Raw genomic sequence first — 24775 nt, forward strand, 5'->3', positions numbered from 1 at the left:
TCCGGGCCTCGGGCGGAACGCACTTGAGCGGGATTCCGCCATTCCTCAGGCAGGCTGCCAGACAACAGGGAGCTCTTTGAGACCGTAGATGATGGTGCTGCCGACCCGTTCCAGGGGCGTATCGGGTGCCACCGCGAGTCCCGGGAGGCGCGAGATCACGGCCTGCAGCGCGATCCTGGCCTCGAGCCGGGCAAGCGGCGCTCCGAGGCAAAAGTGGATGCCCTGACCGAACGCGAGGTGGCGGTTGGGTGCGCGCCCGACGTCGAACACGCCCGGATCCGGGAACTGCAGGCCATCACGGTTCGCCGAACCGATCCACGCAACCAAGGGCGAGCCGGCTGGAATGCGGTGACCGCCCAGTGTCGCATCAACGGCGGCAACGCGGTACATGGACTGGACCGGGGAAAGGTAACGAAGCACTTCTTCAATGGCGTCCGGGAGCAGCGCCGGATCGGCGCTGAGCCGCTCGACCGTGCCGGGGTTTTCGCTAAAGCACAGCACCGCATTGCCGATCAGGTTTGTCGTCGTTTCGTTGCCGGCGACAAGCAGCAGGGCGCAGAACCCGAGAAGTTCGATGACACTCAGATGCTGGCCGTCGATCTCCGCTTCCAGCAGCTTGCTGATCAGATCGTTGCCGGGCCGGCGCCTGCGCTCCTCGATCATGCCCAGGAAATATTCGGTCATTTCCCGATGGTCCGCGCCGGGTCCGGATCCGTCGTCCGAATGCTGCGCCTGGCTGACGATGAGGTCGGACCACTGTTTGAACCGGTCCCGGTCCGCTGCGGGAATGCCCATGAGCTCCGCGATGACGATCACCGGCAAGGGATACGCCAGTTCCTTGATGAGGTCCATGGTTCCGCCGGCAAACGCCGGGCCAAGTAGCTCATCGGTGATTTCCGAGATGCGCGGGCCGAGGGCCTCCACCGCACGGGGTGTGAACGCCTGCGTCACAAGGGAACGCAGCTGGCGATGACGGGGCGGATCGGTGTTGATCAGGCTGGCCGCGAAGAGCTGGCCTGTCTCCGACGGGTTATCCCCTCCCATCCGGGAGGAAAATGTGGCGTGCTCGGCGAGGACCCGGTGCACGTCGTCGTAGAGGAAGACATGCCAGACCCCGGACTGTTGGTCCTGGAAGACGGGCTGGTCTCGCCGCATGGCGTCGTAGTGGGGAAACGGATTCAGCTGCTGCTCAAATGCGGAGACGTCCGTCATGGCTGGTCCTCCTGATCAGTCGGGAGACCTGTCCGTCCTGTTGACGGACAAGCCGTCGGGGGCGACGGGCAAGCGGCCCGCGCGACTCCCCCCTAAGTACCCAGCAGCACCATGGTATTCCCGTCCGCCCGCATCCGCCCCGCCGTACCCAAAACAAAGAATGCTATCCGGCCGGAGTTACGACGTCCTCCAACATTGACCTGTCGAAGAATCGGACCTCGCCCGTTTCCGGGAAGAACACCGGAACCACCGAGGTGCTCGGGTCCTTCGAGGTTTCGTAGATCTCGGCCGCGCTCCCGTGTTTACGCGCGATGGTTCCGATCAGTTCCGTGCCGCGTACCCGGACGGTTCGATACTTGTAGCTCATGGGGACCCCTTCGTCGGTTGAGGCAAACCCTACTCCTTGCGCGCAGCGTCCGATGAGTCATTCGCGGGAGCCTCCATCACTGGAGGATAATTGCACCGAGAGCCGACGGCCAGCGTGGGTAACGTCGTGCGGATAACAGGGGGTCCGGTGCAAACATTTGCGCGCATCACGGTGGAGGTGCCTGTAATCAACATCGGGACCGGCCCTGCGGACTACGAGGGTCTGGGCAGCTACGTCGATGCGCTGCGCAGGCGCCAGGGGCTGCACCTGACCCTGCTGCACATCGGCATCCTGGACGAATTCTGCCAGGACGTGGCCGATTGGACGAAGGGCGTCACCACCGCCGCAGCAGCTGCCGGCAGGACGGTGGACTGGCTGCAGGCGCTTCCGGTGCTGGGAGGCTTTTCCGGGAGCAGCGACAGGCTGGTCGTCCTCGGCGGCGGCAGCGTGTCCGGACTCGAAGTTGAGGTACCCGGGCACGTGCGGGACTATCAGGTCTCCCTCGTGAAGGCGCTGCACGAACTGCTGGACGAGCTCCTCGTGGATAACATCGACGACTTCATACTCAGTTCGCGGGCCCTTGGTTTCAGGTACCCCCATTGGATACCGCACATCGCCGTGGGCCGCCCCAAGTCCAGAGACCGTGGAATCCGGGAGATTGGACGTCTGGGCGTGGATTTCGGTGAGTCCCGAATCAGGAACCGGGCCTCACTCCCGGCCGTCGGTGCGGGATAAGGCTGAGCCAGGATGCGGCAAATGATGCGACAAATCCGGGGAATCGCGCAGGCGTCCTTGTTTCGCGCGTTCCAATTGGCCCTCCTCCCGGTCGGGACGGCGGGATACCTCTGGGGAGTGCCCAAGCTGCTCCTCTACAGCCACCGGACGGGGATTTCGGCGACCCTGCTCGCATCGCTCTACACCCGCTACATGCAGCACAGGCTGGGAACCAGACCTGATGAGCCCGCCGCACGGCTCATGATGGCCATGCCCAACGTTTCCCGTGCAGCCTTCGGGCTGGAGACCGCCCCGACGATCGTGGGATATCTCCTGAGCGGCTATGTTCCGCGGATCTACCGCTATCCCTATGAGGGCGAGCCCCCGATGCGTCACCAGCAGACCGCACGGACAAGCCTCTACGATGCCGCCCTCCGCCGCCACCTCCCCGGCATCGACCAGCTGGTCATCCTCGGCGCCGGGTTCGACACCCGCGTCTACCGCCTCTCACCGGATGTGCACGTGAAGTGCTTCGAGATTGACCAGCCCCGAACCCAGGCCTTCAAACTCGAGTTGCTGAAGAGCGCGGGCCTCGCAACTGACCTGGCCACCTACGTGCCCGCCGACTTCCAGGCGGAGGACTGGTTTGGGAAGCTTGCGGCGGCAGGATACGACGCGGCCCGGCCCGCGTTCTTCCTCTGGGAAGCGGTGACCATGTACCTGGACCGCGCGTCCGTCGAGGAAACGTTGCGGCGGATCGCAGGGACGGCCCCCGGCAGCGTCGTTGCCTTTGACTACTTCTCCGCCGGGACCATGGCGTCCCGGTCGCCGTACATGCGCTATGCCCGGGCGACGACGAAATTCGTGGGCGAGCCGCTCACCTTCGGGCTCGACAACGATCCCCCGGCCCGGCAGCGTGCCGCGGATTTCGTCGCAGCCTTCGGCCTGACGCTTGAAGAACACCGGAATTTCGGAACAGAGACCCGACGGCGGCAGGCCCCGGCCGGTTTCGTTGCGGCCACGGTGGGCCAGCAGAACAATGCCGTCCCCTAGCCTTGGAGCATGAATCAAGCGCTCTGGCGTAAGTACTCCGAATGGCCCATGCTCGCGGCTGCGGTTTTGTTCCTGACGGCCTATTCCATCCAGGTGATCGCAAACCTGAAGCCCACCCAGGCTGACGCGATCGAGGTCACCATCTGGATCACATGGGCGGCCTTCGCCGTGGACTACGCGGCCAATCTCTACCTGGCACCGCAGCGAGGACGGTGGTTCATCCGGAACCTCCACGAACTCCTCATCCTCATGCTCCCTGCCCTGCGACCGTTGCGGCTCCTGCGTCTTGTCACCCTGTTACGGATCCTGCACCGCACCGGCGGCAACGCCCTACGCGGGCGGATCATTACCTACGTCCTTGCTGCCGCAACACTCCTCATCTACGCGGGCGCCCTGGCCGTGCTCGACGTGGAGGAGAACGCCGAAGGCTCCAACATCACCAACTTCGGCGACGCCGTCTGGTGGGCGATGACCACCATTACAACCGTCGGATACGGAGACCACTTTCCGGTGAGCCTGATGGGGCGCCTCGTGGCCGGGGGTCTGATGATCGGCGGGATTGCCGTGCTGGGGGTCGTTACGGCCGCCGTCGCATCGTGGCTGGTGGAGAACGTCGCACGTGAAACTGCAGCGGACGTCGAAGCAAGCGAGGAGCCATTCCGAACGGAGGTTGCCCGGCTCGCGCAACAGATCGACCTCCTCACCGCCCAACTTGCCGGCCTGCAGCAGTCCACGGCAAATCTCCTGCGGCCAGGCTCTTGCCAGAATGGCTGCCCCCACACAGACGGAGAGCCGGACCGTCGGATTTAGCGGACGGGCGTCAGCTCTTCACGAGATCCGCGTGGTGGACTGCGACAACGTTGGGGTGGGCCCGGAGCCGGTAGCGGAGGGCATTGTCCCCGTAGGTCTCCAGGATCGGGCTGTTGCTCGGGTCAACCGACAGTCCGCGGGCTTTGGCCTGAAACTCCGGACTCACCGCGAGCTGTGGCATGGTCGCGTCCAGCGCCGGGTTGTAGAAGAACGGAAGAGAGATCCTGTCGGTCCCGCGGAGGGGAGAGATCACCCGGTGCAGAGTCGCCTTGAGGTAGCCGTTCGTGGCCAGCTCGAGCATCTCGCCGATGTTGACCACGAATGTTCCGGGCACCTGAGGCGCGTCGATCCACCGCCCCTGGTACTCGACCTGGAGTCCGCCCTTGCCGGGTTCGACGAGGAGCAGCGTCAGCACGCCGCCGTCGCGGTGGGACCCGACACCCTGCTTGGGTTCGGGGTTGGACTCCCCCGGATAACGCACGACTTTGAGCAGGGGGAAAGCCCGTGCGGCAAACGCTGCGTCGAAGGTGTCCTCGGGCGCTCCAAGGGACACGGCAAGCGCCCGCAGGAGAGCGAGGGAGATATCACTCAGCCGCTCGGTCCACTCAGAGACAATCTCCCGCATTTCGGGCAGTGTGTCCGGCCACAAGTTGGGCCCCTCCAGGCGCCAGTAGTCCGCGATGCCGTCGCCCGGCGTCACAGCGGCACGTTCGACGCCGATGTCGATCTGCTCCCGCCAGTCGACCGCCCCGTCCGTGAGCTCGCCGCCGACGCGCGTGTAGCCGCGGAACTGCGGGCTGTAAACATTCTCGACCGCGAGCTTTTGTTCCTCCGGCAGTTCAAAGAACCGCCGGGAGACCTCGAGCATGGCGTCCGTGAGCTCCTGCGGGACGCCATGGCCGGCCAGATAGAGGAACCCGACCTCATGCATGGCGTTGCGCAGTTCGTCCCGAAACCGGGAGGCCTCCACCGGGCCCGCGCTCAATCGGGAGAAGTCCAGGACGGGCAATGATTCGAGTGACACGTCTCTTAGTCCTTTACAGCGAACTTGGCAAACCGAAGCCTGTATTAGCTCCAATGTTACGGATCCGGCCATGATGTTGGGGATTAACGTGTCGAAATAAGACATCCGGAGCTGGGGCGCCCGCGGTCCCGGGCTGGAGCCGGATACCGCGGGACGATCCCCGACGGCGGTCCTCCTTCCTTCGCCGCCTGCCCCGTGAGGGCTTGCCCAGTGCCTCCCCCGGAATCAGAGCGTGGCGGCCCCGGACTCGCCCAGAGGATACTCGCGCGCCAGCTCGGCGACTTTAGGGTCGTGCTCGTCGGCGCCGTAGTCAGAGCTGCGGGTAATGTCCTGCCCGTCGGGAAGCTTCATCGCCCGGAATGCCAGGGACAGGCCGGCTGCGACGATGAGGTTGATCACGAACGCCACGACAGCGATGTAGACCTGAACATCGGTGCCGGGGATGGCCGCGATGGCCCCGCCAAAGTGGGCCTTCGTAGCCGGGTTGACCACGTTGTAGGCCGCAATGGTGCCGTACAGGATGCCAGCGGCCCAGCCCGCGAAAAGCGCCCACCGGTGGAACCACCTGGTATAGAGCCCCGCCACGATTGCCGGGAAAGTCTGCAGGATCCAGATGCCGCCGAGGAGCTGCATGTTGATGGCAGCCGACTGGTCCATCGCGATAACGAAAATCAGCGCACCAAACTTCACCACAAGCGAGGCGATCTTGGAGACCTTGGCTTCCTGCCGGGGGTCCGCGTTGGGCCGGAACAGGTCCCGGTAGACGTTGCGGGTGAACAGGTTCGCGGCCGCTATCGACATGATCGCGGCCGGGACCAGCGCACCGATCGCGATAGCCGCCAGGGCAACCCCGGCAAACCAGCCCGGGAAGTGGTCCAGGAACAGCTGCGGCACCACCAGTTGCGGGTTGACCGCGCCGTTCAAGTCGATGGGCTTGGTACCGGCCGAGATGGCAACGTAGCCTAGCAGCGCCAGGAACCCCAGCATCAGCGAGTACAGCGGCAGCACCGCGGCGTTCTTGCGGATCGTGTTCCGGCTCTTGGTGGCCAGGACGCCCGTGATCGAGTGCGGATACATGAACAGCGCGAGGGCCGAGCCAAGCGCCAGCGTCCAGTAAGCCGAATAGCTGGCCGCACCCGGGATGAAGGCCCCCGCCGGCTTGCCGGTGGCCGGGCTGACCGCGTCCAGTTTCGCCTGCGCCGCATTGAAGATGTTGTCCCAGCCGCCGAACTTGATCGGCAGATAGATCACCGCGACGATGACTGCCAGATAGATCAGCAGATCCTTGACGACGGCGATCAGAGCCGGAGCGCGCAGGCCCGAGGTGTACGTGTAGGCCGCCAGCACCACAAACGCGATGATCAGCGGCAGGTCTGTGAGCAATGCGTTCTCTGCGCTGCCCAGGCCCAGCACTGTAAGGACCGCTTTGATGCCGACCAGCTGCAGCGCGATGTAGGGCATGGTCGCGACGATGCCGGTGACGGCGACGGCGAGCGTCAGCGCCCTGCTGCCGTACCGGCCGCCCACGAAGTCCGCCGGCGTGACGAATCCATGCCGGTGGGAGACGGACCACAGCCGGCTCATGAGCAAGAACACGATGGGGTACAGCACAATCGTGTAAGGCACCGCGAAGAAGCCGCTGACGGCGCCGGTGGCCCACATTGCCGCCGGCACGGCCACGAACGTGTAGGCCGTGTAGAGGTCGCCGCCGAGCAGGAACCAGGTCACCCAGGTTCCAAACCCCCGGCCGCCGAGGCCCCACTCATCCAGGCTGTGCAGCCCGCTCCGCTCCCCCGAGCGCCACCGGGCTGCCAGAAAGCCTACGACGGCCACGACGACGAAGAGGATGATCACGATCGTCAGTGCGACGCCGTTGACGGGCCGGTCCGGCGCGGCCAGAGGGACGGTGGCCGCGGTCATGGCTCCTCATCCCCGCTGCGCGTACCCCGCACGGCTTCGCGCCGGCGGCGGTCCTCCCTCGTGACCAGTCCGTACGAGATGCCGACCAGGCCCGCCGTGATCGGAACCCACAGCATCTGGTACCAGTAGAAGAACGGGATCCCGGCCAAGCGCGGCTTATCGACCGAATACGCAGGGACAATTAGCGGAACCAAAATGGCGATAGTGAGCAGGATTCCGGCAAGAATGTACGGGCCGGATCTGGCAGGCCCGCGCGTTGGCACATCAGGACTGGACATCGACGCCTCCTCATCGAGACGGCCCCCGGTGCAGGAAGGGTTTTCCCGGACGTGCCGGCGGCCTGCGGACCGTACGTAGCACCGATCCATGACCAGAATAGACAGTGGATGTGCCATCCGACAGGGCAGTGCCCGAAGCTGCCCCGCCGAGGGCGGACCGGACCACGGCGGGAGCGCCGGAGAACGCTAACGCCGCCGGACAGTCGGCCGGCGGGCCGTGTTCCAGCGCAGTGGCGCGGGCTGGATCGCCTATCGTTTTGGTATGTGCACGGGACCGGAGGGCGAACTGACGGGCCAGATCTCGATCAATGAGCTGCTCGTCGCGATGGGAGAGGACCCCGTCGAGCCGGCTCTCCTCTCCGCCCCCGATGACGCCTCGGCACTGCCCGATCCACCACCGCTGCCGGGTCTTTAGGATGCGGTTACCACCCGACGCCTACCTTGCCGCGCTGGCCAGCAGCCTTGCGCACTTGAAAGTGCTGGCACTCCAGCCCCGCGAAATAGTGGCACGATCTGTTCCGGCCTGTCCGGGCTGGACCCTCGACCAGCTGTTCGGGCACCTCGGTTCGATCGAACGGTGGGCGGCCGGTGTGGTTAGCCGCGGGACGTTCGTCGAGGAACCGGCGCCGCCGTACGAGGGCGCCGCGGCATGGTTCCTCGAAGGTACTGACGCCTTCCTCGGGACGATGGCGGCACTGGACCCCGAAGCACAGTGCTGGAACTTTGGACCGCCCCCGCGGATGGCCGGGTTCTGGCTCCGGCGCCAGGCGCACGAACACGCCATCCACCTCGCCGACGCCTGCCAGGCTTCAGAATCCGAGGTCCCTGCCCTCGGGGCGGACATCCTGCTCGACGGAATCGATGAGGTCCTGACAATGTTCGCCCCGCGCCAGCTGCGTCTGGAGCGGATGCCCCGCCCGGAACAGGCCGTGATCTTCCGCGTCCCCGGAGGCGGGAGCTGGACACTCGGCCAGGGTGCCGCCGCCGCATCGATTACCGCCCCCGCGCGCGGCATGTACCTCGGTCTTTGGGGCCGCTCCGATCTCGCAGGGACGGCCAACATCGAAGGTGACACCGGCCTTGCCCTGCGCGTCCTTCAGGGGCCGCTGACGCCCTGAGCCAGCGCCATGCCCGATTTGTCCGCAGCAACCGTGCCCTATTGTCCGGGCGCCCGGTAGGACGGTGTTTTCCTGGCTGCTTCGTCGAGGTCGTCGGGCGTCATGAGGGGTTTCAACCGCAGGTCTACGGCGCCCGTCGAATTGATCATGAGGGAGAGTGCGGCGGCCCCGGCTTGCTCCGGGATCTCGAACACCCCCAGGACATCGGTGTCCCCGAACGCGTAGTAGAAACATTCGAGCGAGCCTCCGACGGATTTGAGGGCTTCGACGACCGCATCACGGCGCTTGGTGCCGCCCTCGCGCATGAGGCCCTTTATTCCATCGCCCACATAGTTCGCTTCGAACAGATACTTGGTCATGGTCTTTTCCTGTCCCGTAATGTCCGGGACGGGGGTATGCGAAGGTGTGCCGAACACCCATCGAAAGAAGGTCCCGGAGCTGGTCCCCGAAGTGGGGCCATGCACATCCTAGGCCGTGCTCGTGGCCCTGACAATGAGATTCAGGTCGACCCCCGCTCCACCGGATACGCTGCCTCACGCGGAAACCTCCGTGCTAGGACGACGGCGGGGCGCCGAGGCCGCGCTCCGGGTCCCGACAGCAGCGGCGCAGGCGCGAGGCGACCGCAAAAATCCACGTCATGAACGTGACGAGGAGCACGCGTTGCACGAGGCCCTTCCACTCGAACAGCCCGCCCGAGGGCTGCTGGCTGATTTTGAGGACGCCGATCCCGACCGTGAGCACGACGCCGCTGAATAGCGTCCACCCCGCCAGCGAGCGCCACCAGGGGTCCCTGCGGAAACGCCGATAGAAAACGAAGCAGCTGATGGGCGCAAACGTGAAGACGATAGCGCCGAAAATACCGTGCACAAAACCATGCGTCGTGGTTTGGTCGAACATCGCCGACGGGTCGGTGATGAATGGTCCGGACGCGATCAGGCTCACTCCGATGCCCTGCACAAGCACGGGGCCGGCCCGGGAAGCCGCGCCGGTGCTGAAGTGGGCGGCGAGGCCCCGGCCGAACGCCACCACCAAGGCGCCGGTCAGCACGAAGTTCAGAATCTGGACCCATCCCTGCGGGCCGAGGGACAGTTCGCTGACGAACATGCGCGTCGCAGAGTAGCCGGAGTCCAGCCACCCAAGAACGGTGAAGACAAAGACGAAGAGGACCGCCCCGATCCTGCCCGCCACCGCGGCCAGTTCTACGCGTCGTCGTCGGGCCACCGCATGGCCGGGGAATGGGCGGAAGCTCACACAGTGAAGCCTATCTACTCCCGCAACAGCTCACCGGCGCCCACTGGCGGCCGCCGTTGACAGCCGCGCCCACGACCCCGGACAAAGCTGCCCCGCCGCAGGGCGTATCCTCCACATACCGACCGAACTGGCGAAGGGAACATCCCGTGGCACGCATCTTCATCACCGGATCCGCCGACGGGCTCGGCCGCGCCGCGGCGCGCACCCTCCTGGACGAGGGCCACGAGGTCGTCCTGCACGTCCGAACACCCGAGCGTGCAGCTGCCGTCGCCGATCTCGCCGCACGGGCAGCAGGCGTCGTCGTCGGGGATCTCAGCAGCGCGGTTGAAACCGAAGCGGTGGCCGACCATGTGAACAGCATCGGGAGGATGGACGCTGTCATCCACAACGCCGGCACCTATCTGGAGCCGGAACGGGCGGTGACACCCGAGGGACACGCGCGGACCCTTGCCGTGAACACCCTGGCGCCGTACCTGCTCACTGTGCTCATTGAACGGCCCACCCGCCTGATCTACCTCAGCAGCGGAATGCACCGCGGAAGCAGCGGCTCATTGCACGACATCGACTGGACCGAGCGGCGGTGGAACGCCGGCGAGGCGTATGCCGAGAGCAAGCTGTACGTCGCGGCGTTGGCCCTCACGGTCGCGCGCCGCTGGCCGGAGGTGCGCAGCAATGCCGTGGATCCGGGCTGGGTCCCCACGAAAATGGGGGGCCCCGGCGCTCCGGATGATCTGGAAATGGGCCACCGCACTCAAACATGGCTTGCCACCAGCGACGATCCGGCGGCGGCGGTCAGCGGCGGGTACTGGTACCACCGGAAACAGCGAAAGCCCGCACCTGTTGCCCTCGACCCCGGTTTCCAGGACCGGCTCCTGAACCGGCTCGCGGAGCTCACCGGCGTCCCGCCCTCCTGAGCCGCGCCTGTCACCGCCCGGGCAGCGGTCATCGCATCCGCGGGCACCAAGTGTTTGTACATTCGCTGGACATATTGTTAGATTTGCTGCACGGCGGGAAGCACCAATATTTCTGGGGGAAACATGCACAAAGCGCAAAGACGCGCGCACATGGAGCCTCCGTGCCCGGAGTGTGGTTCCAGAGTGATTCCGATTTGGAAGGACGCGCGTTCTCCGGGTGCCGCCCAGCCCGACTGGGAGGTGGCTGCGCGCCAATGCAGCAGCCAGGGTTGCAGCCTCAATGCGTCCCGGAATTGGCCCGAGACAGCCCCTCTCCCGTTCCGCAGCCCGGCGGCGGCCCCAGGCTTTCAGTAACCTTCCGGCACCCCACTCCCCCGGCCCGGGATCGCGTCCAGTATCTGAGACAAGTCATAGTTCCCCGTCAGGCCGGACTATCCTCAAACCGGAGGCATAGGTGGGGGAAATCACGCTCGCGGGCGGTAAGGCGACTTTGGCAGCGGGTCCGGGCGGGACGCTGCACCTGACGTGGACGCCCGGTTCGAGTGTTGAAGCGGACGACGCGACCTCCGCCGTCCTGGCGGTTCAGAGGATGAGCGGCGGCCGGCCGCGACGCCTGCTGGTCGAAATCACCGACGTGGTAATAAGCGCAGGGGCCCGGTGCGTCCTTCTGGAGGCGCGCTTCGTCGCCGCCGTCGCCCTCGTCGGAAGCACGGTCGTTGATCGCGTCGTCGCGGCGGCGCTCCAGCGCGAACAAAACTGCCCCCAACGTTTCTTCACGTCTGCGCTCGACGCCGTGACGTGGCTGGACCAGCTCCCCGATCCGAGCCCGGCCGGCGAAGTCCCCGCACAAGGCTGAGGTTCCCCGGGCGCGATCAGCGCCTGCTTTCCGCCCGTTCGCCGCGCACACGGATAACCTAGGGACGTGGAGGACAAATGACGGTTCTGAGCGCAGGCATCCTGCTCTACCGGTGGAGCGCAACAGCGGAGTTGGAGGTTTGGATAGCCCATATGGGCGGACCATTCTGGTCCCGCAAGGATGCCCGCGCCTGGTCCATCCCCAAGGGCGAATACCTCAGCGACGAGGACCCCCTGGCGGCAGCAAAGCGTGAGTTCGCCGAGGAGATGGGCACCCCCGCACCCTCCACCGACTACCTCCATTTGGGCTCCTTCCGGCAACCCTCAGGCAAGGTCATCACGGTTTTCACGGCCGAATCGGACTTTGACCCGGATCGCATCGTGAGCAACACCTTCTCACTCGAATGGCCTAAGGGATCCGGCACTGTGCGGAACTACCCTGAGGTCGACAACGCAGCATGGACCACAGCGGCCGGAGCCCGCACCAAGCTGGTAGGTGGTCAACTGCCAATCCTCGACGGGCTCATCCAGCTCCTCCGGACCCGCGGCGCATGACGTCGCCGCACGACGGACGGGACCTCCCCCGTGCGAGCCGCGCCGGGATCGGGAGAGGCTCCAGTGGTTGTGCTAGATTTCGGCCCATGGTCTCCCACCCCACATCCCACACTGCCGACGGGCCCGCGGCCCTCGCCATCAGGCTGTTGGCGCGGCAGGGCTATGACAGGACGTCCGTTGACGAACTGGCGGACGCCGCGGGCATGAGCCGCAGTACCTTCTTTCGGAAGTTCGGGTCCAAGGAGGACGTCGTCTTCGCTGACCACGAGCGGATCCTGGCGCAGGTGACCGACCGTCTGGCGGAAACGATGCTGGAACCACTGGCAGCAATCGAGGACGCGGCGCTGCTGGTGTTCAACCACCATTTGCGGAACCGGGAAACGTCGCGCGCCCGGTATGAGCTGATGCAGGCCGTGCCGGCCCTCCGGGACCGGGAATTGGTCACCTCCCACCGGTACGAGCGCGCCTTCCTCCTGCACCTGCTGGATAAACTGCCTGACGGTGAGCATCGTGAATACAAGGCCGTGTCTTTCGCCGCAGCCGCAGTCGCCGTCCACAACGCCTTCCTCCGGCGGTGGCTCCGCTCAACCCCGGATGTCCAGGAAGCGGAAACTCCGCCTGGCCGGGAGAGGGCCTCGGCCCTCGCCGACGAACTCCGCGCCCTCTCCGAGATCTTCCGGCCGGCATTGATCGGACCCGTCGCCTCCGCGCACGCGCCCCCGGCCGTCGTCGTGACCGTACTTGCCGCCGGCGCAGACACGGACGCAATCCTGAAGGCAGTCCGCGATGCGCTGCCCTAAAACCGCCGTCACGAAAGTCATGGCACTGAGTTTCTTGACGTGGCACCGCGTTTCATTGCATCCTTAGTCGATGTGGTGTGAGCCACAGTGCAGTCAGAGCCCTTGCCCCCGACAGAGGACAACACAATGACGACGACGTCGCCCGATGCCGGGTTCACCGCACCGGCGGTTGCGGACCATTTTCCCGACGGCACCGTAGAACCCCACTACGTTCTGACGGAGGCCCTGGGCACGGACCCGGCGTCCGTCTTCGCTGGTACCAGCGGCGAAGACCGGGCGTACTGGGACCGCGCCCGGCACTTCGTCCAGGACGAGGTACTTCCCGTCATCGACAGCTACTGGGAACGCGGCGACTACCCGCTGCACCTTCTCAGGCGCCTTGGCGAGCTGGACCTGCTGCGGGACGGAATCGCGGTGGAGGGTTTCCCCACGATGAGCAAGATGGCGGCCGGACTCGTGAACATGGAAATCAGCCGCGGCGATGGCTCAGTGGCGACCATGATCGCGGTCCAGGGCGGTCTGGCCCTGCGGTCCATCGCCGAGTGCGGCTCTGACCTGCAGAAGGAACGCTGGCTGCCGGCGGTTGCCGCCGGCAAGGAGTATGCAGCGTTCGCGTTGACGGAGCCCACCCACGGCTCGGACGCGGTGGCCCTCGAATCCACGGCCACTGGAACGGCCGGCGGTTTTCTTCTCAACGGCGAGAAGAAATGGATCGGCAACGGCTCCGTCGGCGGGGTCAGCGTGGTGTGGGCCCGGGGCGAGGACGGCCAGGTCCACGGCTATCTGGTGCCGCAGGACTCCCCCGGTTACTCCGCCACGAAAATCGAAGGCAAGCTGGCCTTGCGTGCCATCTGGCAGGCCCACCTCCGGCTGGAGAACGTCTTTGTCCCCGAAGAGAACGTCCTTCCCGGGGCACGGTCCTTCAAGGACACGGCGCGCGTCCTGCTGGCCACCCGGCTGGGTGTCGCCTGGTCCGCCGTCGGCCACGCCACCGCCTGCTACGAAACCGCGGTCCAGTATGCCAAGCAGCGCCAGCAGTTCGGCCGGCCGCTGGCTGCCTCGCAGATCGTGCAGGAACGGCTGGCCCGGATGCTCAGCGAGCTCGCCACCATGCAGCTGATGGTCGTCCAGATGACGCGGCTCGATGAGGAAGGGGCGCTCACGCCCGAACAGGCCTCACTTGCCAAATACACGTGCACCCGCGTTGCCCGTGGCATCGCGTCCAACGCCCGCGACCTGCTGGGAGGCAACGGCATCCTTCTGGCGAACCGCGTCGCCCGGCACTTCGCCGATATCGAAGCCATCCACACCTACGAAGGCACCGAAACAATGCAGGCCCTCATCATCGGCCGGGGCATCACCGGCACCTCCGCCTTCGCGTGATCCACGCTTTCCCTCCCACCCCGAAAGGATTCCTCGTGAACCAGAACGCCAACATCCCCGTCATCCTCGGCGGCGCCCGCACGCCGTTCGGCCGGTTCCGCGGAGGCCTCACCCCCTTCTCCTCCAGCGACCTGGGCGCCCACGCCATCCGGGCCGCGCTGGAACGAACAGGCGTCGCCCCGGAACAAATCGGGGCCGTCATCGTCGGACAGGTCATCCAGGCAGGCGCAGGACAAGGTCCCGCGCGGCAGGCGAGCCTGGCCGCCGGCATTGGCTGGGACGTGCCGACCGTCACGATCAACAAGCTCTGCCTGTCCGGGCTCACAGCCGTGATTGACGCCGCCCGGATGATCCGCGCGGGGGAAGCCGACTTCATCGTTGCGGCCGGCCAGGAATCGATGACCAACGCCCCCCATCTGGTGCCGGGACTCCGGTCCGGCGTCGTCATCGGGGACGCTCCGATGCTCGACTCGCTGAACCACGACGGGTTGCAGGATCCGGTGAGCGGCCTGCTGATGGGCGCCGCCACGGACGCCGGCAACGCCGAGCGCGGCATCGTGCGCGCCGAGCAGGACGCCGTCGCAGCCCTGTCCCACCAGCGCGCCGAAGCGGCGCGCGCCGCCGGAGTGTTCGCCGAGGAGATAGCGCCGATCCAGGTGCCCCAACGCAAGGGCCCCGCGGTGATGCTCGAGCATGATGAGGGCATCCGCCCGGAAACCACCGCCGAATCACTGGCGCAACTCCGGCCCGCCTTCTCCAAAGACGAGGCGGCCACCATCACCGCCGGTTCCTCTTCCCCTCTCTCTGACGGCGCAGCGGCCCTGGTGATCGCCAGCAAGGCGGCCGCCGAAGCTGCAGGGCTCGAATGGATTGCCGAAATCGGCGCCCACGGCCAGACGGCGGGACCGGACGGTTCCCTGCATTCCCAGCCGGCCCGGGCGATTGAACGCGCCCTCAAGCTGGAGGGGCTTACCGTGCAGGAACTCGATCTCGTAGAGATCAACGAAGCCTTCGCGTCGGTCCTGATCCAGTCCGCCAAGGACCTGGGCATCGAGACGGACGGCGTGAACGCCGAAGGCGGCGCCATCGCCCTCGGGCACCCGGTCGGGGCGTCGGGCGCGCGTTTGGTCCTGCACCAGGCGCTGGCCCTGAAGCGCCGCGGTGGCGGCACCGGCGTCGTTGCCCTCTGCGGCGGCGGCGGCCAGGGCGACGCCCTGATCCTCAAAGCATGACCATCCCAACGAAGAAGCAGGCCATGACCACCAACAATTCCGCCGACGGTTTTGCAACAATTTCCGTCGCAGCCATCCTGGCCGAATCCGCCCGGAGGACGCCGGACAGCATCGCCCTGGTCGTGGACGAGGACAAGACCAGCTACGGCGATCTGTGGCGTCAGACCCGCGCCTACGCCGGGGCGCTGCGCGCGCGTGGCATCAGCCCCGGCGACGCCGTCGCCGTCTTGATTCCCAACGTTCCGGACTTCGCCCGGGTGTACTACGCCATCCTGTCGCTGGGAGCCATTGTGGTACCGGTGCACGCCCTGCTCAAGGCACGCGAAATCGAGTACGTGCTCCAGGACAGCGGTGCCACTTTGTTGATTTGCGCCGCTCCGCTGCTGAAGGAGGGGGCTGCCGGCGCCGCCGCCAGCGGGATCGATGTGCTGACCGTGATGGCGCCCGACGAAGGCGTGCTGCCCCGGCTTGAAGCGGAGGCCGCCGCGTCCGAGCCGATCCGGACGTACGTCCCCTGCCGGCCCTCGGACACCGCCACGATCCTCTACACCTCCGGCACCACCGGCAAGCCAAAGGGGGCGCTCGGCACCCACTTCGCCCTCGTGGAACAAACGAGCGTCCTGCTGACGAGCGTCATGGACTTCAAGCCGGGGGACGTCCTCTTCGGCGGTTTGCCGCTCTTCCACACCTTTGGCCAGACGGTCGTTCTCAACGCGGGGCTGCGCGCCGGCGCCACCGTTGTCCTGATGCCGCGCTTCAGCGGAGAGGGCGCCCTCAAACTACTGGACCGGCACAACGTGAACATCTTCGTCGGGGTGCCGACCATGTATGTGGCCCTTCTGGAAGCCGCCAAGACCATTGCCGTCCGTCCGGCTGCCCTGCGTTACGGCGTCTCCGGCGGATCGTCCCTCCCGCTGGCCGTGATGGACAAGTTCCGCGACGTTTTCGGCATCGAAATCCACGAAGGCTACGGACTGACCGAAACATCCCCCGTCGCCGCGTTCAACCACGTCGGCACACCACCCCGGCCAGGCACCATCGGAGTTCCGATCTGGGGCGTCGACATTGAGATCGCCCGTGCCGAAACGGTTGAAAGCATCGAACTGCTGCCCGCCGGCGAACTCGGCGAACTCGTCATCCGGGGACACCTGCTGATGAAGGGCTACCTCAACCGGCCGGAGGCCACCGCCGAGGCAATCGTTGACGGCTGGTTCCGCACGGGGGACCTCGGGACGAAGGACGACGACGGCTACCTGACAATCGTGGACCGCAAGAAGGACATGATCATCCGCAACGGGTACAACGTCTACCCCCGCGAGGTTGAGGAAATCCTGCTCACCCACCCGCAGGTGGTCAGCGCCGCCGTCTACGGAGTCCCGCACGATGTCCACGGCCAGGAAATCGCCGCCGCGATCGTGCTCGACGCCGGAGCCACTGCCACGGAGACCGAGCTGATCGAATTCGCCAGCGCACAGCTCGCCGCGTACAAGTACCCCCGGGTCATCAGGCTGCTCGCGGAACTCCCCCTCGGACCCAGCGGAAAGATCCTCAAACGGAACCTCGCGACGGAATCCGCCGGATCCTAGAGGACCGGTCCCAGCCCACAACGTCGCGGCCCCGCAGATCTTTCAGGCTCAACCGATGGTCCGCTCAACAAAAAAGGAATCGACCCATGACTGAGACCAGCCGCAACGACTACAGCACCATCGACGTTCCCGTGCGCAGCGGCCTTCTCCGTACCGCGATCTGGGGGCCAGCTGATCCCTCGGCCCCGACCGTCCTTGCCGTGCACGGCGTAACGTCCTCACACATGCAGTGGACGGTCCTGGCCGATGCCCTCCCCGGCGTTCGGATCATCGCGCCGGACCTGCGCGGCCGGGGGCGCAGCAACGCGTTGCCCGGACCATTCGGCATGGCCGCCCACGCCCAGGATCTGGCGGCACTTCTTGATGCGGCGTCGGCTGACCGGGTCGTGGTGCTTGGCCACTCCATGGGCGCCTTCGCGGCGGCGGTCTTCGCCCGGGCCTACCCGCAGCGGGTGAGCTCGCTCGTGCTGGTGGACGGCGGCCTTCCGCTCACGCTGCCGGCCGGAGTCAGCGTGGACCAGGCCATTGCCGCGATCCTCGGGCCCGCGGCCGCGCGCCTGTCGATGAGTTTCCCGGACCGCGAAACGTATCTGGGATTCTGGCGCCGCCACCCGGCTTTTGCCGACGGCTGGAACGACGCCGTCGAAGCCTACGCACGATACGACTTGATGGGGGAAGCCCCGGAACTTCGTCCCTCGACCTCCATCGAAGCAATGACCGAGGACTCGAAGGATCTCCTGGCCGGGACCTCCGTTCGCCAGGCGCTGCACGATCTCCACCACCCGACCGTCCTGCTGTGGGCGCCGCGCGGGCTCCTCAATGAATCCCCCGGTCTTTACACACAGGAATCCGTTGACCCATGGACCGGCAGCCAGCCGTCACTGCGGGCCGAAATGGTACCCGACGTCAATCACTACACAATCGTCATGGGACGCTCAGGCGCGGCGCAGGTAGCCGCCGCGGTCGGCGACGCTCTGGGCGTTGACCGGGCCGGGCTGGCATCGACGCCACCGGAACTCACATAACTCCCATCTCCTGAAGCGCCCACGAGTTACCATCCGGATCGCTGAAGTACGCGAATTTGACGCCGCCCATGTCCTCAATATCGCTCACGGTGGCACCGTGGTTGATGAGTTGCTCGCGCGCGGCAGCTATGTCGTCAACGACTAAATGCAAGCCCTTGACCGTGCTGCCGTCCGCGTTGCTGTTGCCCATCCCAGAGCCGATGACGATGGAGCATGCTGAACCAGGTGGCGTTAGCTGGACAATCCGCATGCCATTCCCGGGCTGCACGTCGTGATCCAGATTGAACCCGACGGTGTCCGTGTAGAAAGCCTTACTCCGCTCCACGTCTGCTACCGGCAGCGGCACCAGTTCCAGTTTCATTTGCACGCGCATGTATTTCTCCTAGTATTTTCTTCACCGACGCTTGAATCCCAGGGTTGTCATGGGTCGATCCGTCGTATCTCGATGGGCCACAGCCTGGCCTCGCCGAACTTGCCGGCGATTTCCGCGGCGCGGGCCATGTCCACGCAGTCGACGATGTAGTAGCCGGCCACGATTTCCTTCGTCTCCATGTACGGACCGTCGGTCACGGTGCAGGTACTGCCGCTGTTCCTTACGAACTTCGCCTCGTCACCGAGCTCATGAGCCTCCACGAACTCTCCGGAGGCCCTGAGTTCTTTCTGCAATGCGGTGTGCGCCTGCATGATCGCCTCGATCTCGGACGCGGAGAGCGCGTTCCAGGTCTCGACGTTGTTGGGGATCAGCATGAGGTGTTTCATTTCTGCTCCTTTGCGGTGGGTGCCGGGCATCTGGCCGGGCTGGGGTCAGGCGCGGACGAGGACTCGGGGCTGGTCTCGGCCAGGCGTTTGGCGAGGTAGCGGCGCTCGGCCTCGGAGGGTGCGAGGCCGAACGCGCGCTGATATTCGCGGCCGGCCTCCGTTTTTCTGCCCAGGCGTCGCAACAAGTCAGCCTTCGCCGCGGGCAGGAGGTAGTACCCCTCGAGTGAACGGGCTTGGTCCAGCCGCTCGATGAGGGCCAGTCCTGCCCCGGGCCCCTGGGACATCGCGACGGCGACGGCACGGTTGAGCTCGACAACCGGTGACGGCGCAATCCGGGCAAGGGCGTCATAGAGCAAGGCCACGCGGGCGAAGTCTGTGCTGCCGGCGTCGCGGGCCCTCATGTGGCACGCCGCGATGGCGGCCTGGATGCGGTAGCTCCCGGGCCGGGAACCACGGGACAGGCCCAACCCGTCGGCAGCAGCCAGCAGCGTCACAGCCTCCGCAATGGCAGCCTTATCCCAGGATGACCGGTCCTGCTCCTCCAGCGTCACCAGGTCCCCGGCGTCGTCTGTCCGTGCCCGCCGCCGGGCATGGTGGAACAGCATGAGCGCCAGCAGCCCCAGGGCCTCCGGTTCCTGCGGGGAACCATCGAGCAGCGCCACCAGCAGCCGGGTGAGGCGAATGGCTTCCCGGGCCAGCGGCCCGCGGAGGAGTGCGTCGCCGCCGGTGGCGGAATAGCCTTCGTTAAACAGCAAATACAGCACGGCCAGGATCCCGGACGTGCGTTCGGAGATCCGCTCCGGTGGCGGCACCCGGTACGGGATCCCGGCATCCCGGATCTTCGCCCGGGCCCGGACCAGCCGTTTGGTCATGGTGGCTTCCGGGACCAGGAACGCGCGCGCGATCTCAGCCGTGGTCAGCCCCGCGACCGTGCGCAGCGTCAACGCCACCCGGGCATCGAGCGGGAGGGCAGGGTGGCAACAGGTGTGGATCAACCGCAACCGGTCGTCGCCGGCCGCCGGACCGCTGCCGGCCTCCCCGGCCGGACCTTCGAGTGCCAGACCTTCGAGTTCCGTGAGAATCGCGAGTTCACTCACCGCCCTCTTTTCGCTCGCGGCACTGCGCATCCGGTCGATCGCCCTGTTCCTGGCCACGGTGGTCAGCCACGCCCCGGGGTTCCGCGGCATGCCGCGGGCCGGCCAGTCGACCAGGGCGCGCGCGAACGCATCCTGGACACAATCCTCAGCCAGGCTCCAATCCCCCGTCACCCGGATGAGGGTGGCGGTGATCCGTGCGGTCTCCGCCGCGGAGGCCGCCGCGAGCACGGTGCGCACGTCCGTCAGCTCCGGCGCCACGTCGCCCCTCCCCCGGTCATCAGCGCCGCCCGGCGGGCGGGTGGCTACAATCCGAGCGGCCACACGGGCCTGATCTCGATCTTGCCGAACCGGGCCATCGGGTGCTTGGCCGCGACCTCGATCGCCTCATCAAGATCGGCACACGCGATGATGTCATAGCCCGCGATCCATTCCTTCGTCTCCGCAAACGGCCCATCCGAGACCACCACCTCACCCCCGCGCACCGTAACCGTTGTGGCGTCCTCCACGGGACGCAGCCGGTCCCCGTGACGGGCGACACCGCGGGCTTCCATTTCGGCCGCCCATTCTACGATATTGTCCTCGGCCGCCACATATTCCGGCGCCGCGGGATCGCTACAGATGAAAAGCATGTACTCCACTTTGACTCCTCCCTTTCGGTTGCTACACCACTACGACGGCCGGGATGCCGCCAAAAGGACACCTGACGAAAAATACTTTTCCGGACGCCGTCAAAGACATCCAGGGCCCGTGCTTGCGTGCCCCTTTGCCGGCCAAAGCCCAGTTGCACGGGACATCATCGAATGCCGCTGCGGTAGAGCCGTCGCAGTCGGGCGGGCGCCCGGCCTTCCTTCCTGCGGCGTCGCGCGGCCACGACGAACGCCGCGACCGCGAGAGTTGCTGCTGCGGCTGTGCCGGCGATGCCGGGCGGCGAGTTCCAGGGTCCGGCGGCCGCGTCGGCAGCTTGTGTCCCGGCGGGAGACTGGGTCTCCTGCCGTGGCGCCCGGCGTTATCACGGACAGCGCGGGGCTGAGGGCGCTTGCCACGTAGAGGGTCCCGTCCGGCCCGACAGCGGCCTCCGTGGGTCCGCCCGGGACATAGATGCTGTAGGCCACGGTGTCAGCTCCTGGTTTGATGACGGCGACGTGATTGGAACTGATGTTCGTGACATAGATCGTCCCGTCCGGTCCGGCGGCGATCCCGTGGGGGTTATCACTCTTCCCGGGAGTGGCGCTGACCTGGATGGTCCGTGAGACGGTGTTCGCCCCGGCCGGGATCACCGAGACCGTCCCGTCGTCCTGGTTCGTCACGAACGCGGTGCCGTCATTCGTGACCGCCACTTCCACCGGACTTGCCCCGACCGTGACGGTGCGGTCCACCGCCGATGCGCCGGACGCGATGACCGAGACGGTGCGGTCGGCAGCGTTGGGAACGAAGACCGTGCCGTCGGGTCCGACGGCGATCAGATGGTTCCCGTGCAAGACCGGAATGTTCCGTGCGACGCCCGCCGCTCCGGCCGGGATGACGCCCACCACGTCCCGGCCCGTTGAACTGTCCTGCTCAGCCACGTACAGCGTGCCGTCCGGGGCCATTCCGATCCCGGAAACGTTGTTGCCCGTACTGAGGGTGCGCGAGGGACGGGCCGATCCCGGTGGTATCACCCGGATCCCGCCGGCCGCGTTGTAGTTGCCCACGTACGCCGTGCCGTCAGTACCAACCACCACCCCGACGGGTGTGCCGCCGACGTCGAGAACCTCCGCAGGGGCTGCCACGGCCGGGGCTGCCCCCAGAAGAAGGACCGCTCCCACCGCGGCCGCAGTCCTCAGACTTTGATGCTTCACTCTTTTGTCTACCCCCATAGATGTGCCGTGCACCACGGCGCTGGAACCCCGGTTCACGAAGCCTACTCCGCACGACCGGTGACTTCCGGCTAACGGTGAGGTGATCCCGGCCCGTCAGCCGCGGCGACAGGAGCGACCGGTCCGATGGAGCCGCGCTCCTCTGCCCGACACGGCTACACTTTTGAAGGCAACAGGTGAAAGTCAGCCCGAGCCAAAGACAGGGCATGCCGTCGCATCCCCGTCGCCTGCCCGGCCGGCGGGAGTCCGCCAGCCGCCGGCCGATACGGGCCGAAAATCCATTCCTCCGGAAGCAGTCCTTGATGGTCGAACAACTGATGGCCTTTACGCTGACCTGCGTCGTCGTGGTCCTGGTCCCCGGCCCCGATTTTGCCCTGGTGCTGAAGAACGCACCCCGCGGGCCGCGCTCAGCGGCAACAACCGCAATCGGAATCATGGCCGGTAACACGATCCTTGCTCTTCTCGCTGTGCTCGGCGTCACGGCGCTCTTGGGTGCGTCCGAAATTCTTGGCAATGCCATCAGGATCGCCGGCGCCACGTACTTGCTCTATCTGGGGACCCGCGCCCTGCTGGAGGCCTTCGGCCGCCCCCGCAGTCACCCCACGGCCCCGGAACCCGGGTTTGGATTCCGCGGGAACTCACCATTCCTTCAAGGAATGGTCAGCAATCTGCTCAACCCCAAGGTCGCCGTCTTCTATCTGTCCCTTTTCCCGCAATTCAATCTCGCCCCGCTTCCCCCGCTGGGGCAGCACGCGTTGATGGCCGGCATCTTTCTCCTCACAGCATTGGCGTGGTACATCGTGCTGGTACATGCGCTCAAGAGAATCTCCACGGCACTGGGCCGCCCCCGCGTGAACCGGATCATCACCGGTGGATCCGGTACCGTCCTGGTCGGCGTTGGCGGGACAATCCTGACGAAATCGCTGGCCTCCACGTAACGGTCCGGTGGCCGGCCGACGCGGCCGGCAACGCCCGGTTCGAGGAGGTTCGAGGAGGACTCTTGTCCTGGTCCGGCCGTGCTGGCCGGCAACTCTCACCCAGCACCGGAATGCATCGCCGGCCGGGACTTTTTGTCCGTGTACAAATGCCCGGAACGGGCATTTAATGGTTATGGTCCTGTTTCCGGCCAATGCTCCCGGCAGGACAATGGCCCTGAAGAATCGGGCACTCCATCACCGCCGGCGGCTGATACCGGCGGAACATGTTCACATCACACCGCGTTTGCGTTCTTCGCCTCAGGAGAAGCCGGGATTCCCGCAGACCCGTCAGGCCGGTCATAACGTTGTGGATCGAACCAGGACGTAAACCATGAGTAAAGGTCATTCCCATGCATGCAATTACCCGCGTTATTGGGACCGCCGCCATGACAGCTGCGTTGGGTCTGGGCGTTAGCGCCCTTCCCGCCAGCGCGGCGGCCCCTGCCCCTGCCAGCATGTCCGCCCAAAACTGGCCGGACCACAATAGCGACCACAACAAGTGTGACCGCTTCGACCGGTCAGACCACAGCAACTGGTGGAACCACGGCAACTGGTGGGACCGCTGCGATAACCGTGACCACCGGGACCACGGAGATAACCGTGACCACCGCATTGGTGACAACCGCGACCACCCCTTCATTCGGTGACGGCCACACGCGGCCAGACGCGTGAAATCGACTGACCGCAGATCAGCGGGACGGCGGAAATATCTTCCACTCCGTCCCGCTGACATTTGCGTCCCCGATCTGGTCAGGAACGATGGCACCATCGGTCCGCGATCATCGCCGTCCGCCCCGCGGTAACCGGCCATTTCCGGGCCGGCGTTTAGCTTGCACGCGGAGACTGCTATCCCGGGATTACAGTGACCCGGCTCTCGGCGTCGACTTCTACGCTGAAGCCGGCGGCGCTGATTGGAGGCCGTCCACCCGCAGGGCGCCGAACGGCGTCGGGCTGGTTGCGCAGCTTGCGGGCAGCGCCCCAGGTCCCTCGGTGACGAGTTCGGTGGCCATCACAGTGCTGTGGCTGTTCCTCTTCAGTGCCAGCGGTGTCGTCAACAAACTCCTCGCACTGGTCGGCGCTTCCGGACCCAACTGGTTCCAGGACCCCGACGGGGTGCTGCGCCTGGCAGCCGGCAGCCTCGGCATCACCACCCCGCCGGCATCCCTGGCCGGCCGGTCCTTCCTGGGTGTCAGCTGGTGGGACTGGATGTCCGGACCATCCGTGGCGATGTCCGCTTTCATCCTGATGGCGGTCTTCACCACCTCCGGAACATTCAAGCTGCTGTTCATCGCAGCCCTGCAGAACCTACAAGGCGAGCTCCAGGAAGCCGCCATGCTCGATGGCGCCACCGGCCGGTAGCGCTTCCGGTTCGTCACATTGCCCATGCTGCGCCCTACGCTGTTCACCGTCATCACGCTCGGCCTGATCGGCACCTGGCAGGTCTTCGACCAGATCTATACCGGCATTCAGGGCGGCCCTGCCAAAACCACCCTGACGCCTGCCTACCTGTCGTTCAGCACTGCGTTCAACAACCAGCAATGGGGCCAGGGCGCCGCCATCGGTCTTCTGTCATTCGCCATCATCATCTTCTTCGCCATCATTTCAACGGCTGATCCTGCGCGAACGCACCACCGTTCCGCGCCGCAAGCGGTTTAATCCGCCACTGCCCAAGGGAGGAACGAAATGACCGTATCCCCCTTCAGTGCCCCGACCGTTGATGCTGAGAACCAGGCCGCGCCCCTGATGGCACCCGGCCAACGGCCCGGGCCTGCGCGCGACCTTGTCTAGTCCGCGGCGTTGGCCCTCGTGGATGCCGAAGGACTCGACGCCCTCACCGTGCGGAATTCGTCGTCGACCCGGAGGAAAACGAAGCCCTTCTGCGCCTGGGCCTGCACCGTCTGCCGCCCAAGGACTTCCCCCGCCTTCGCACCTTGGCCCCGGTCCTCGCCGACTACGACGGTGCAGCCGAACTGGATGAGGGAATCACCA

At 66.1% G+C, this 24775-nt stretch carries 29 protein-coding genes and 1 pseudogene; 18 read left to right on the top strand and 12 right to left on the bottom strand.

Translation table 11 applies throughout. From position 1 onward, the window contains the following. Positions 1-45 precede the first annotated feature (45 nt). Positions 46-1212, bottom strand: coding sequence for a cytochrome P450 (locus tag AC1DES_RS13435; protein ID WP_476896201.1), 1167 nt, complete (start codon positions 1210-1212; stop codon positions 46-48). Between the two features lie 163 nt (positions 1213-1375). Continuing rightward, positions 1376-1579, bottom strand: coding sequence for a hypothetical protein (locus AC1DES_RS13440; protein WP_476896202.1), 204 nt, complete (start codon positions 1577-1579; stop codon positions 1376-1378). A gap of 147 nt (positions 1580-1726) precedes the next feature. Between AC1DES_RS13440 and AC1DES_RS13445 the strand changes: the two genes are divergently transcribed. The 3 genes from AC1DES_RS13445 to AC1DES_RS13455 are packed head-to-tail and all read left to right on the top strand — an operon-like array spanning position 1727 to position 4156. Further along, entirely contained in the window at positions 1727-2314 is a 588-nt protein-coding gene (locus AC1DES_RS13445) for a hypothetical protein (RefSeq protein WP_476896203.1), read from the top strand. 21 nt (positions 2315-2335) lie between these two features. Beyond that, a complete protein-coding gene (locus tag AC1DES_RS13450) occupies positions 2336-3346 on the top strand; it encodes a class I SAM-dependent methyltransferase (protein WP_476896204.1) in 1011 nt (336 codons plus the stop codon). Positions 3347-3355: 9 nt separating this feature from the next. Next, positions 3356-4156 carry a potassium channel family protein gene (locus tag AC1DES_RS13455; RefSeq protein ID WP_476896205.1) on the top strand — a complete coding sequence of 267 codons (801 nt, stop codon included), beginning with the start codon at positions 3356-3358 and terminating at the stop codon, positions 4154-4156. A gap of 10 nt (positions 4157-4166) precedes the next feature. Here AC1DES_RS13455 and AC1DES_RS13460 read toward each other — a convergent pair whose 3' ends face one another. The 3 genes from AC1DES_RS13460 to AC1DES_RS13470 all read right to left on the bottom strand — a co-directional run bounded on the left by AC1DES_RS13460 (position 4167) and on the right by AC1DES_RS13470 (position 7378). Then, the gene (locus AC1DES_RS13460) at positions 4167-5180 is read right to left on the bottom strand and encodes an isopenicillin N synthase family dioxygenase (protein ID WP_476896206.1); all 1014 of its coding nucleotides are present in this window, start codon (positions 5178-5180) and stop codon (positions 4167-4169) included. A 225-nt stretch (positions 5181-5405) separates the two neighbouring features. Next, positions 5406-7100, bottom strand: a complete 1695-nt coding sequence (gene mctP / locus AC1DES_RS13465; RefSeq protein WP_476896207.1) for a monocarboxylate uptake permease MctP — start codon at positions 7098-7100, stop codon at positions 5406-5408. Continuing rightward, positions 7097-7378: a DUF3311 domain-containing protein gene (locus AC1DES_RS13470; protein ID WP_476896208.1), complete on the bottom strand. Its 282-nt coding sequence runs from the start codon at positions 7376-7378 to the stop codon at positions 7097-7099. The genes mctP and AC1DES_RS13470 overlap by 4 nt, the downstream gene beginning before the upstream one ends. Before the next feature lie 262 nt (positions 7379-7640). On the opposite strand from AC1DES_RS13470, the gene AC1DES_RS13475 reads away from it, so the two are divergent. Continuing rightward, complete coding sequence (locus tag AC1DES_RS13475) at positions 7641-7793, top strand: hypothetical protein (RefSeq protein ID WP_476896209.1); 153 nt, start codon at positions 7641-7643, stop codon at positions 7791-7793. 1 nt (position 7794) lies between these two features. Further along, positions 7795-8496, top strand: coding sequence for a maleylpyruvate isomerase family mycothiol-dependent enzyme (locus tag AC1DES_RS13480; RefSeq protein WP_476896210.1), 702 nt, complete (start codon positions 7795-7797; stop codon positions 8494-8496). A 38-nt stretch (positions 8497-8534) separates the two neighbouring features. Here the strand turns inward: AC1DES_RS13480 and AC1DES_RS13485 are convergent, their stop codons facing one another. Beyond that, a complete protein-coding gene (locus tag AC1DES_RS13485) occupies positions 8535-8855 on the bottom strand; it encodes a GYD domain-containing protein (protein ID WP_476896211.1) in 321 nt (106 codons plus the stop codon). A gap of 193 nt (positions 8856-9048) precedes the next feature. Further along, on the bottom strand, positions 9049-9747 hold the full coding sequence (locus tag AC1DES_RS13490; RefSeq protein WP_476896212.1) for a DUF998 domain-containing protein: 699 nt from the start codon (positions 9745-9747) through the stop codon (positions 9049-9051). Between the two features lie 146 nt (positions 9748-9893). On the opposite strand from AC1DES_RS13490, the gene AC1DES_RS13495 reads away from it, so the two are divergent. The 8 genes from AC1DES_RS13495 to AC1DES_RS13530 all read left to right on the top strand — a co-directional run bounded on the left by AC1DES_RS13495 (position 9894) and on the right by AC1DES_RS13530 (position 18097). Next, a complete protein-coding gene (locus tag AC1DES_RS13495; RefSeq protein WP_476896213.1) occupies positions 9894-10661 on the top strand; it encodes an SDR family oxidoreductase in 768 nt (255 codons plus the stop codon). A 454-nt stretch (positions 10662-11115) separates the two neighbouring features. Next, positions 11116-11517 carry a DUF7793 family protein gene (locus AC1DES_RS13500; RefSeq protein WP_476896214.1) on the top strand — a complete coding sequence of 134 codons (402 nt, stop codon included), beginning with the start codon at positions 11116-11118 and terminating at the stop codon, positions 11515-11517. Positions 11518-11594: 77 nt separating this feature from the next. Next, positions 11595-12071, top strand: coding sequence for an NUDIX hydrolase (locus AC1DES_RS13505; protein ID WP_476896215.1), 477 nt, complete (start codon positions 11595-11597; stop codon positions 12069-12071). 86 nt (positions 12072-12157) lie between these two features. Next, positions 12158-12871 carry a TetR/AcrR family transcriptional regulator gene (locus AC1DES_RS13510; RefSeq protein WP_476896216.1) on the top strand — a complete coding sequence of 238 codons (714 nt, stop codon included), beginning with the start codon at positions 12158-12160 and terminating at the stop codon, positions 12869-12871. 126 nt (positions 12872-12997) lie between these two features. After that, complete coding sequence (locus tag AC1DES_RS13515) at positions 12998-14254, top strand: acyl-CoA dehydrogenase family protein (RefSeq protein ID WP_476896217.1); 1257 nt, start codon at positions 12998-13000, stop codon at positions 14252-14254. A gap of 35 nt (positions 14255-14289) precedes the next feature. Continuing rightward, entirely contained in the window at positions 14290-15486 is a 1197-nt protein-coding gene (locus AC1DES_RS13520; RefSeq protein ID WP_476896218.1) for an acetyl-CoA C-acetyltransferase, read from the top strand. Positions 15487-15509: 23 nt separating this feature from the next. Next, positions 15510-17072, top strand: a complete 1563-nt coding sequence (locus AC1DES_RS13525) for a long-chain-fatty-acid--CoA ligase (RefSeq protein WP_476896233.1) — start codon at positions 15510-15512, stop codon at positions 17070-17072. Between the two features lie 86 nt (positions 17073-17158). Beyond that, complete coding sequence (locus AC1DES_RS13530) at positions 17159-18097, top strand: alpha/beta hydrolase (RefSeq protein WP_476896219.1); 939 nt, start codon at positions 17159-17161, stop codon at positions 18095-18097. Here the strand turns inward: AC1DES_RS13530 and AC1DES_RS13535 are convergent. The 5 genes from AC1DES_RS13535 to AC1DES_RS13555 all read right to left on the bottom strand — a co-directional run bounded on the left by AC1DES_RS13535 (position 18090) and on the right by AC1DES_RS13555 (position 21722). After that, complete coding sequence (locus AC1DES_RS13535; RefSeq protein ID WP_476896220.1) at positions 18090-18470, bottom strand: VOC family protein; 381 nt, start codon at positions 18468-18470, stop codon at positions 18090-18092. The two genes, AC1DES_RS13530 and AC1DES_RS13535, sit on opposite strands and share 8 nt — an antisense overlap. A gap of 47 nt (positions 18471-18517) precedes the next feature. Beyond that, on the bottom strand, positions 18518-18856 hold the full coding sequence (locus tag AC1DES_RS13540; protein WP_476896221.1) for a YciI family protein: 339 nt from the start codon (positions 18854-18856) through the stop codon (positions 18518-18520). Then, positions 18853-20211: an RNA polymerase sigma factor gene (locus AC1DES_RS13545; protein ID WP_476896222.1), complete on the bottom strand. Its 1359-nt coding sequence runs from the start codon at positions 20209-20211 to the stop codon at positions 18853-18855. The genes AC1DES_RS13540 and AC1DES_RS13545 overlap by 4 nt, the downstream gene beginning before the upstream one ends. A gap of 44 nt (positions 20212-20255) precedes the next feature. Next, positions 20256-20582, bottom strand: coding sequence for a YciI family protein (locus tag AC1DES_RS13550; RefSeq protein ID WP_476896234.1), 327 nt, complete (start codon positions 20580-20582; stop codon positions 20256-20258). A 99-nt stretch (positions 20583-20681) separates the two neighbouring features. After that, the gene (locus tag AC1DES_RS13555) at positions 20682-21722 is read right to left on the bottom strand and encodes a Vgb family protein (RefSeq protein WP_476896223.1); all 1041 of its coding nucleotides are present in this window, start codon (positions 21720-21722) and stop codon (positions 20682-20684) included. A 389-nt stretch (positions 21723-22111) separates the two neighbouring features. Here AC1DES_RS13555 and AC1DES_RS13560 point away from each other — a divergent pair, with 389 nt between their 5' ends. The 5 genes and pseudogenes from AC1DES_RS13560 to AC1DES_RS13580 all read left to right on the top strand — a co-directional run. After that, positions 22112-22747 (top strand): LysE family translocator, encoded by a 636-nt coding sequence (locus AC1DES_RS13560; RefSeq protein ID WP_476896224.1) that lies wholly within the window; start codon positions 22112-22114, stop codon positions 22745-22747. A gap of 389 nt (positions 22748-23136) precedes the next feature. Further along, positions 23137-23433 carry a hypothetical protein gene (locus tag AC1DES_RS13565; protein WP_476896225.1) on the top strand — a complete coding sequence of 99 codons (297 nt, stop codon included), beginning with the start codon at positions 23137-23139 and terminating at the stop codon, positions 23431-23433. 343 nt (positions 23434-23776) lie between these two features. Beyond that, complete coding sequence (locus AC1DES_RS13570) at positions 23777-24145, top strand: hypothetical protein (RefSeq protein WP_476896226.1); 369 nt, start codon at positions 23777-23779, stop codon at positions 24143-24145. Positions 24146-24169: 24 nt separating this feature from the next. Continuing rightward, the gene (locus tag AC1DES_RS13575) at positions 24170-24442 is read left to right on the top strand and encodes a hypothetical protein (protein ID WP_476896227.1); all 273 of its coding nucleotides are present in this window, start codon (positions 24170-24172) and stop codon (positions 24440-24442) included. A 185-nt stretch (positions 24443-24627) separates the two neighbouring features. Next, positions 24628-24775, top strand: a pseudogene (locus AC1DES_RS13580) (TetR/AcrR family transcriptional regulator); the annotation flags it as partial.

The organism is Arthrobacter sp. 05T442 (assembly GCF_056395945.1).

Coding starts and splice junctions, on each gene's coding strand:
- AC1DES_RS13515 (WP_476896217.1), top strand. CDS start 12,998: ATGACGACGACGTCGCCCGATGCCGGGTTCACCGCACCGGCGGTTGCG.
- AC1DES_RS13575 (WP_476896227.1), top strand. CDS start 24,170: ATGCTGCGCCCTACGCTGTTCACCGTCATCACGCTCGGCCTGATCGGC.
- AC1DES_RS13455 (WP_476896205.1), top strand. CDS start 3,356: ATGAATCAAGCGCTCTGGCGTAAGTACTCCGAATGGCCCATGCTCGCG.
- AC1DES_RS13535 (WP_476896220.1), bottom strand. CDS start 18,470: ATGCGCGTGCAAATGAAACTGGAACTGGTGCCGCTGCCGGTAGCAGAC.
- AC1DES_RS13480 (WP_476896210.1), top strand. CDS start 7,795: ATGCGGTTACCACCCGACGCCTACCTTGCCGCGCTGGCCAGCAGCCTT.
- AC1DES_RS13505 (WP_476896215.1), top strand. CDS start 11,595: ATGACGGTTCTGAGCGCAGGCATCCTGCTCTACCGGTGGAGCGCAACA.
- AC1DES_RS13525 (WP_476896233.1), top strand. CDS start 15,510: ATGACCACCAACAATTCCGCCGACGGTTTTGCAACAATTTCCGTCGCA.
- mctP (WP_476896207.1), bottom strand. CDS start 7,100: ATGACCGCGGCCACCGTCCCTCTGGCCGCGCCGGACCGGCCCGTCAAC.
- AC1DES_RS13440 (WP_476896202.1), bottom strand. CDS start 1,579: ATGAGCTACAAGTATCGAACCGTCCGGGTACGCGGCACGGAACTGATC.
- AC1DES_RS13485 (WP_476896211.1), bottom strand. CDS start 8,855: ATGACCAAGTATCTGTTCGAAGCGAACTATGTGGGCGATGGAATAAAG.
- AC1DES_RS13510 (WP_476896216.1), top strand. CDS start 12,158: ATGGTCTCCCACCCCACATCCCACACTGCCGACGGGCCCGCGGCCCTC.
- AC1DES_RS13540 (WP_476896221.1), bottom strand. CDS start 18,856: ATGAAACACCTCATGCTGATCCCCAACAACGTCGAGACCTGGAACGCG.
- AC1DES_RS13470 (WP_476896208.1), bottom strand. CDS start 7,378: ATGTCCAGTCCTGATGTGCCAACGCGCGGGCCTGCCAGATCCGGCCCG.
- AC1DES_RS13530 (WP_476896219.1), top strand. CDS start 17,159: ATGACTGAGACCAGCCGCAACGACTACAGCACCATCGACGTTCCCGTG.
- AC1DES_RS13450 (WP_476896204.1), top strand. CDS start 2,336: ATGATGCGACAAATCCGGGGAATCGCGCAGGCGTCCTTGTTTCGCGCG.
- AC1DES_RS13560 (WP_476896224.1), top strand. CDS start 22,112: ATGGTCGAACAACTGATGGCCTTTACGCTGACCTGCGTCGTCGTGGTC.
- AC1DES_RS13475 (WP_476896209.1), top strand. CDS start 7,641: ATGTGCACGGGACCGGAGGGCGAACTGACGGGCCAGATCTCGATCAAT.
- AC1DES_RS13550 (WP_476896234.1), bottom strand. CDS start 20,582: ATGCTTTTCATCTGTAGCGATCCCGCGGCGCCGGAATATGTGGCGGCC.
- AC1DES_RS13435 (WP_476896201.1), bottom strand. CDS start 1,212: ATGACGGACGTCTCCGCATTTGAGCAGCAGCTGAATCCGTTTCCCCAC.
- AC1DES_RS13565 (WP_476896225.1), top strand. CDS start 23,137: ATGCATGCAATTACCCGCGTTATTGGGACCGCCGCCATGACAGCTGCG.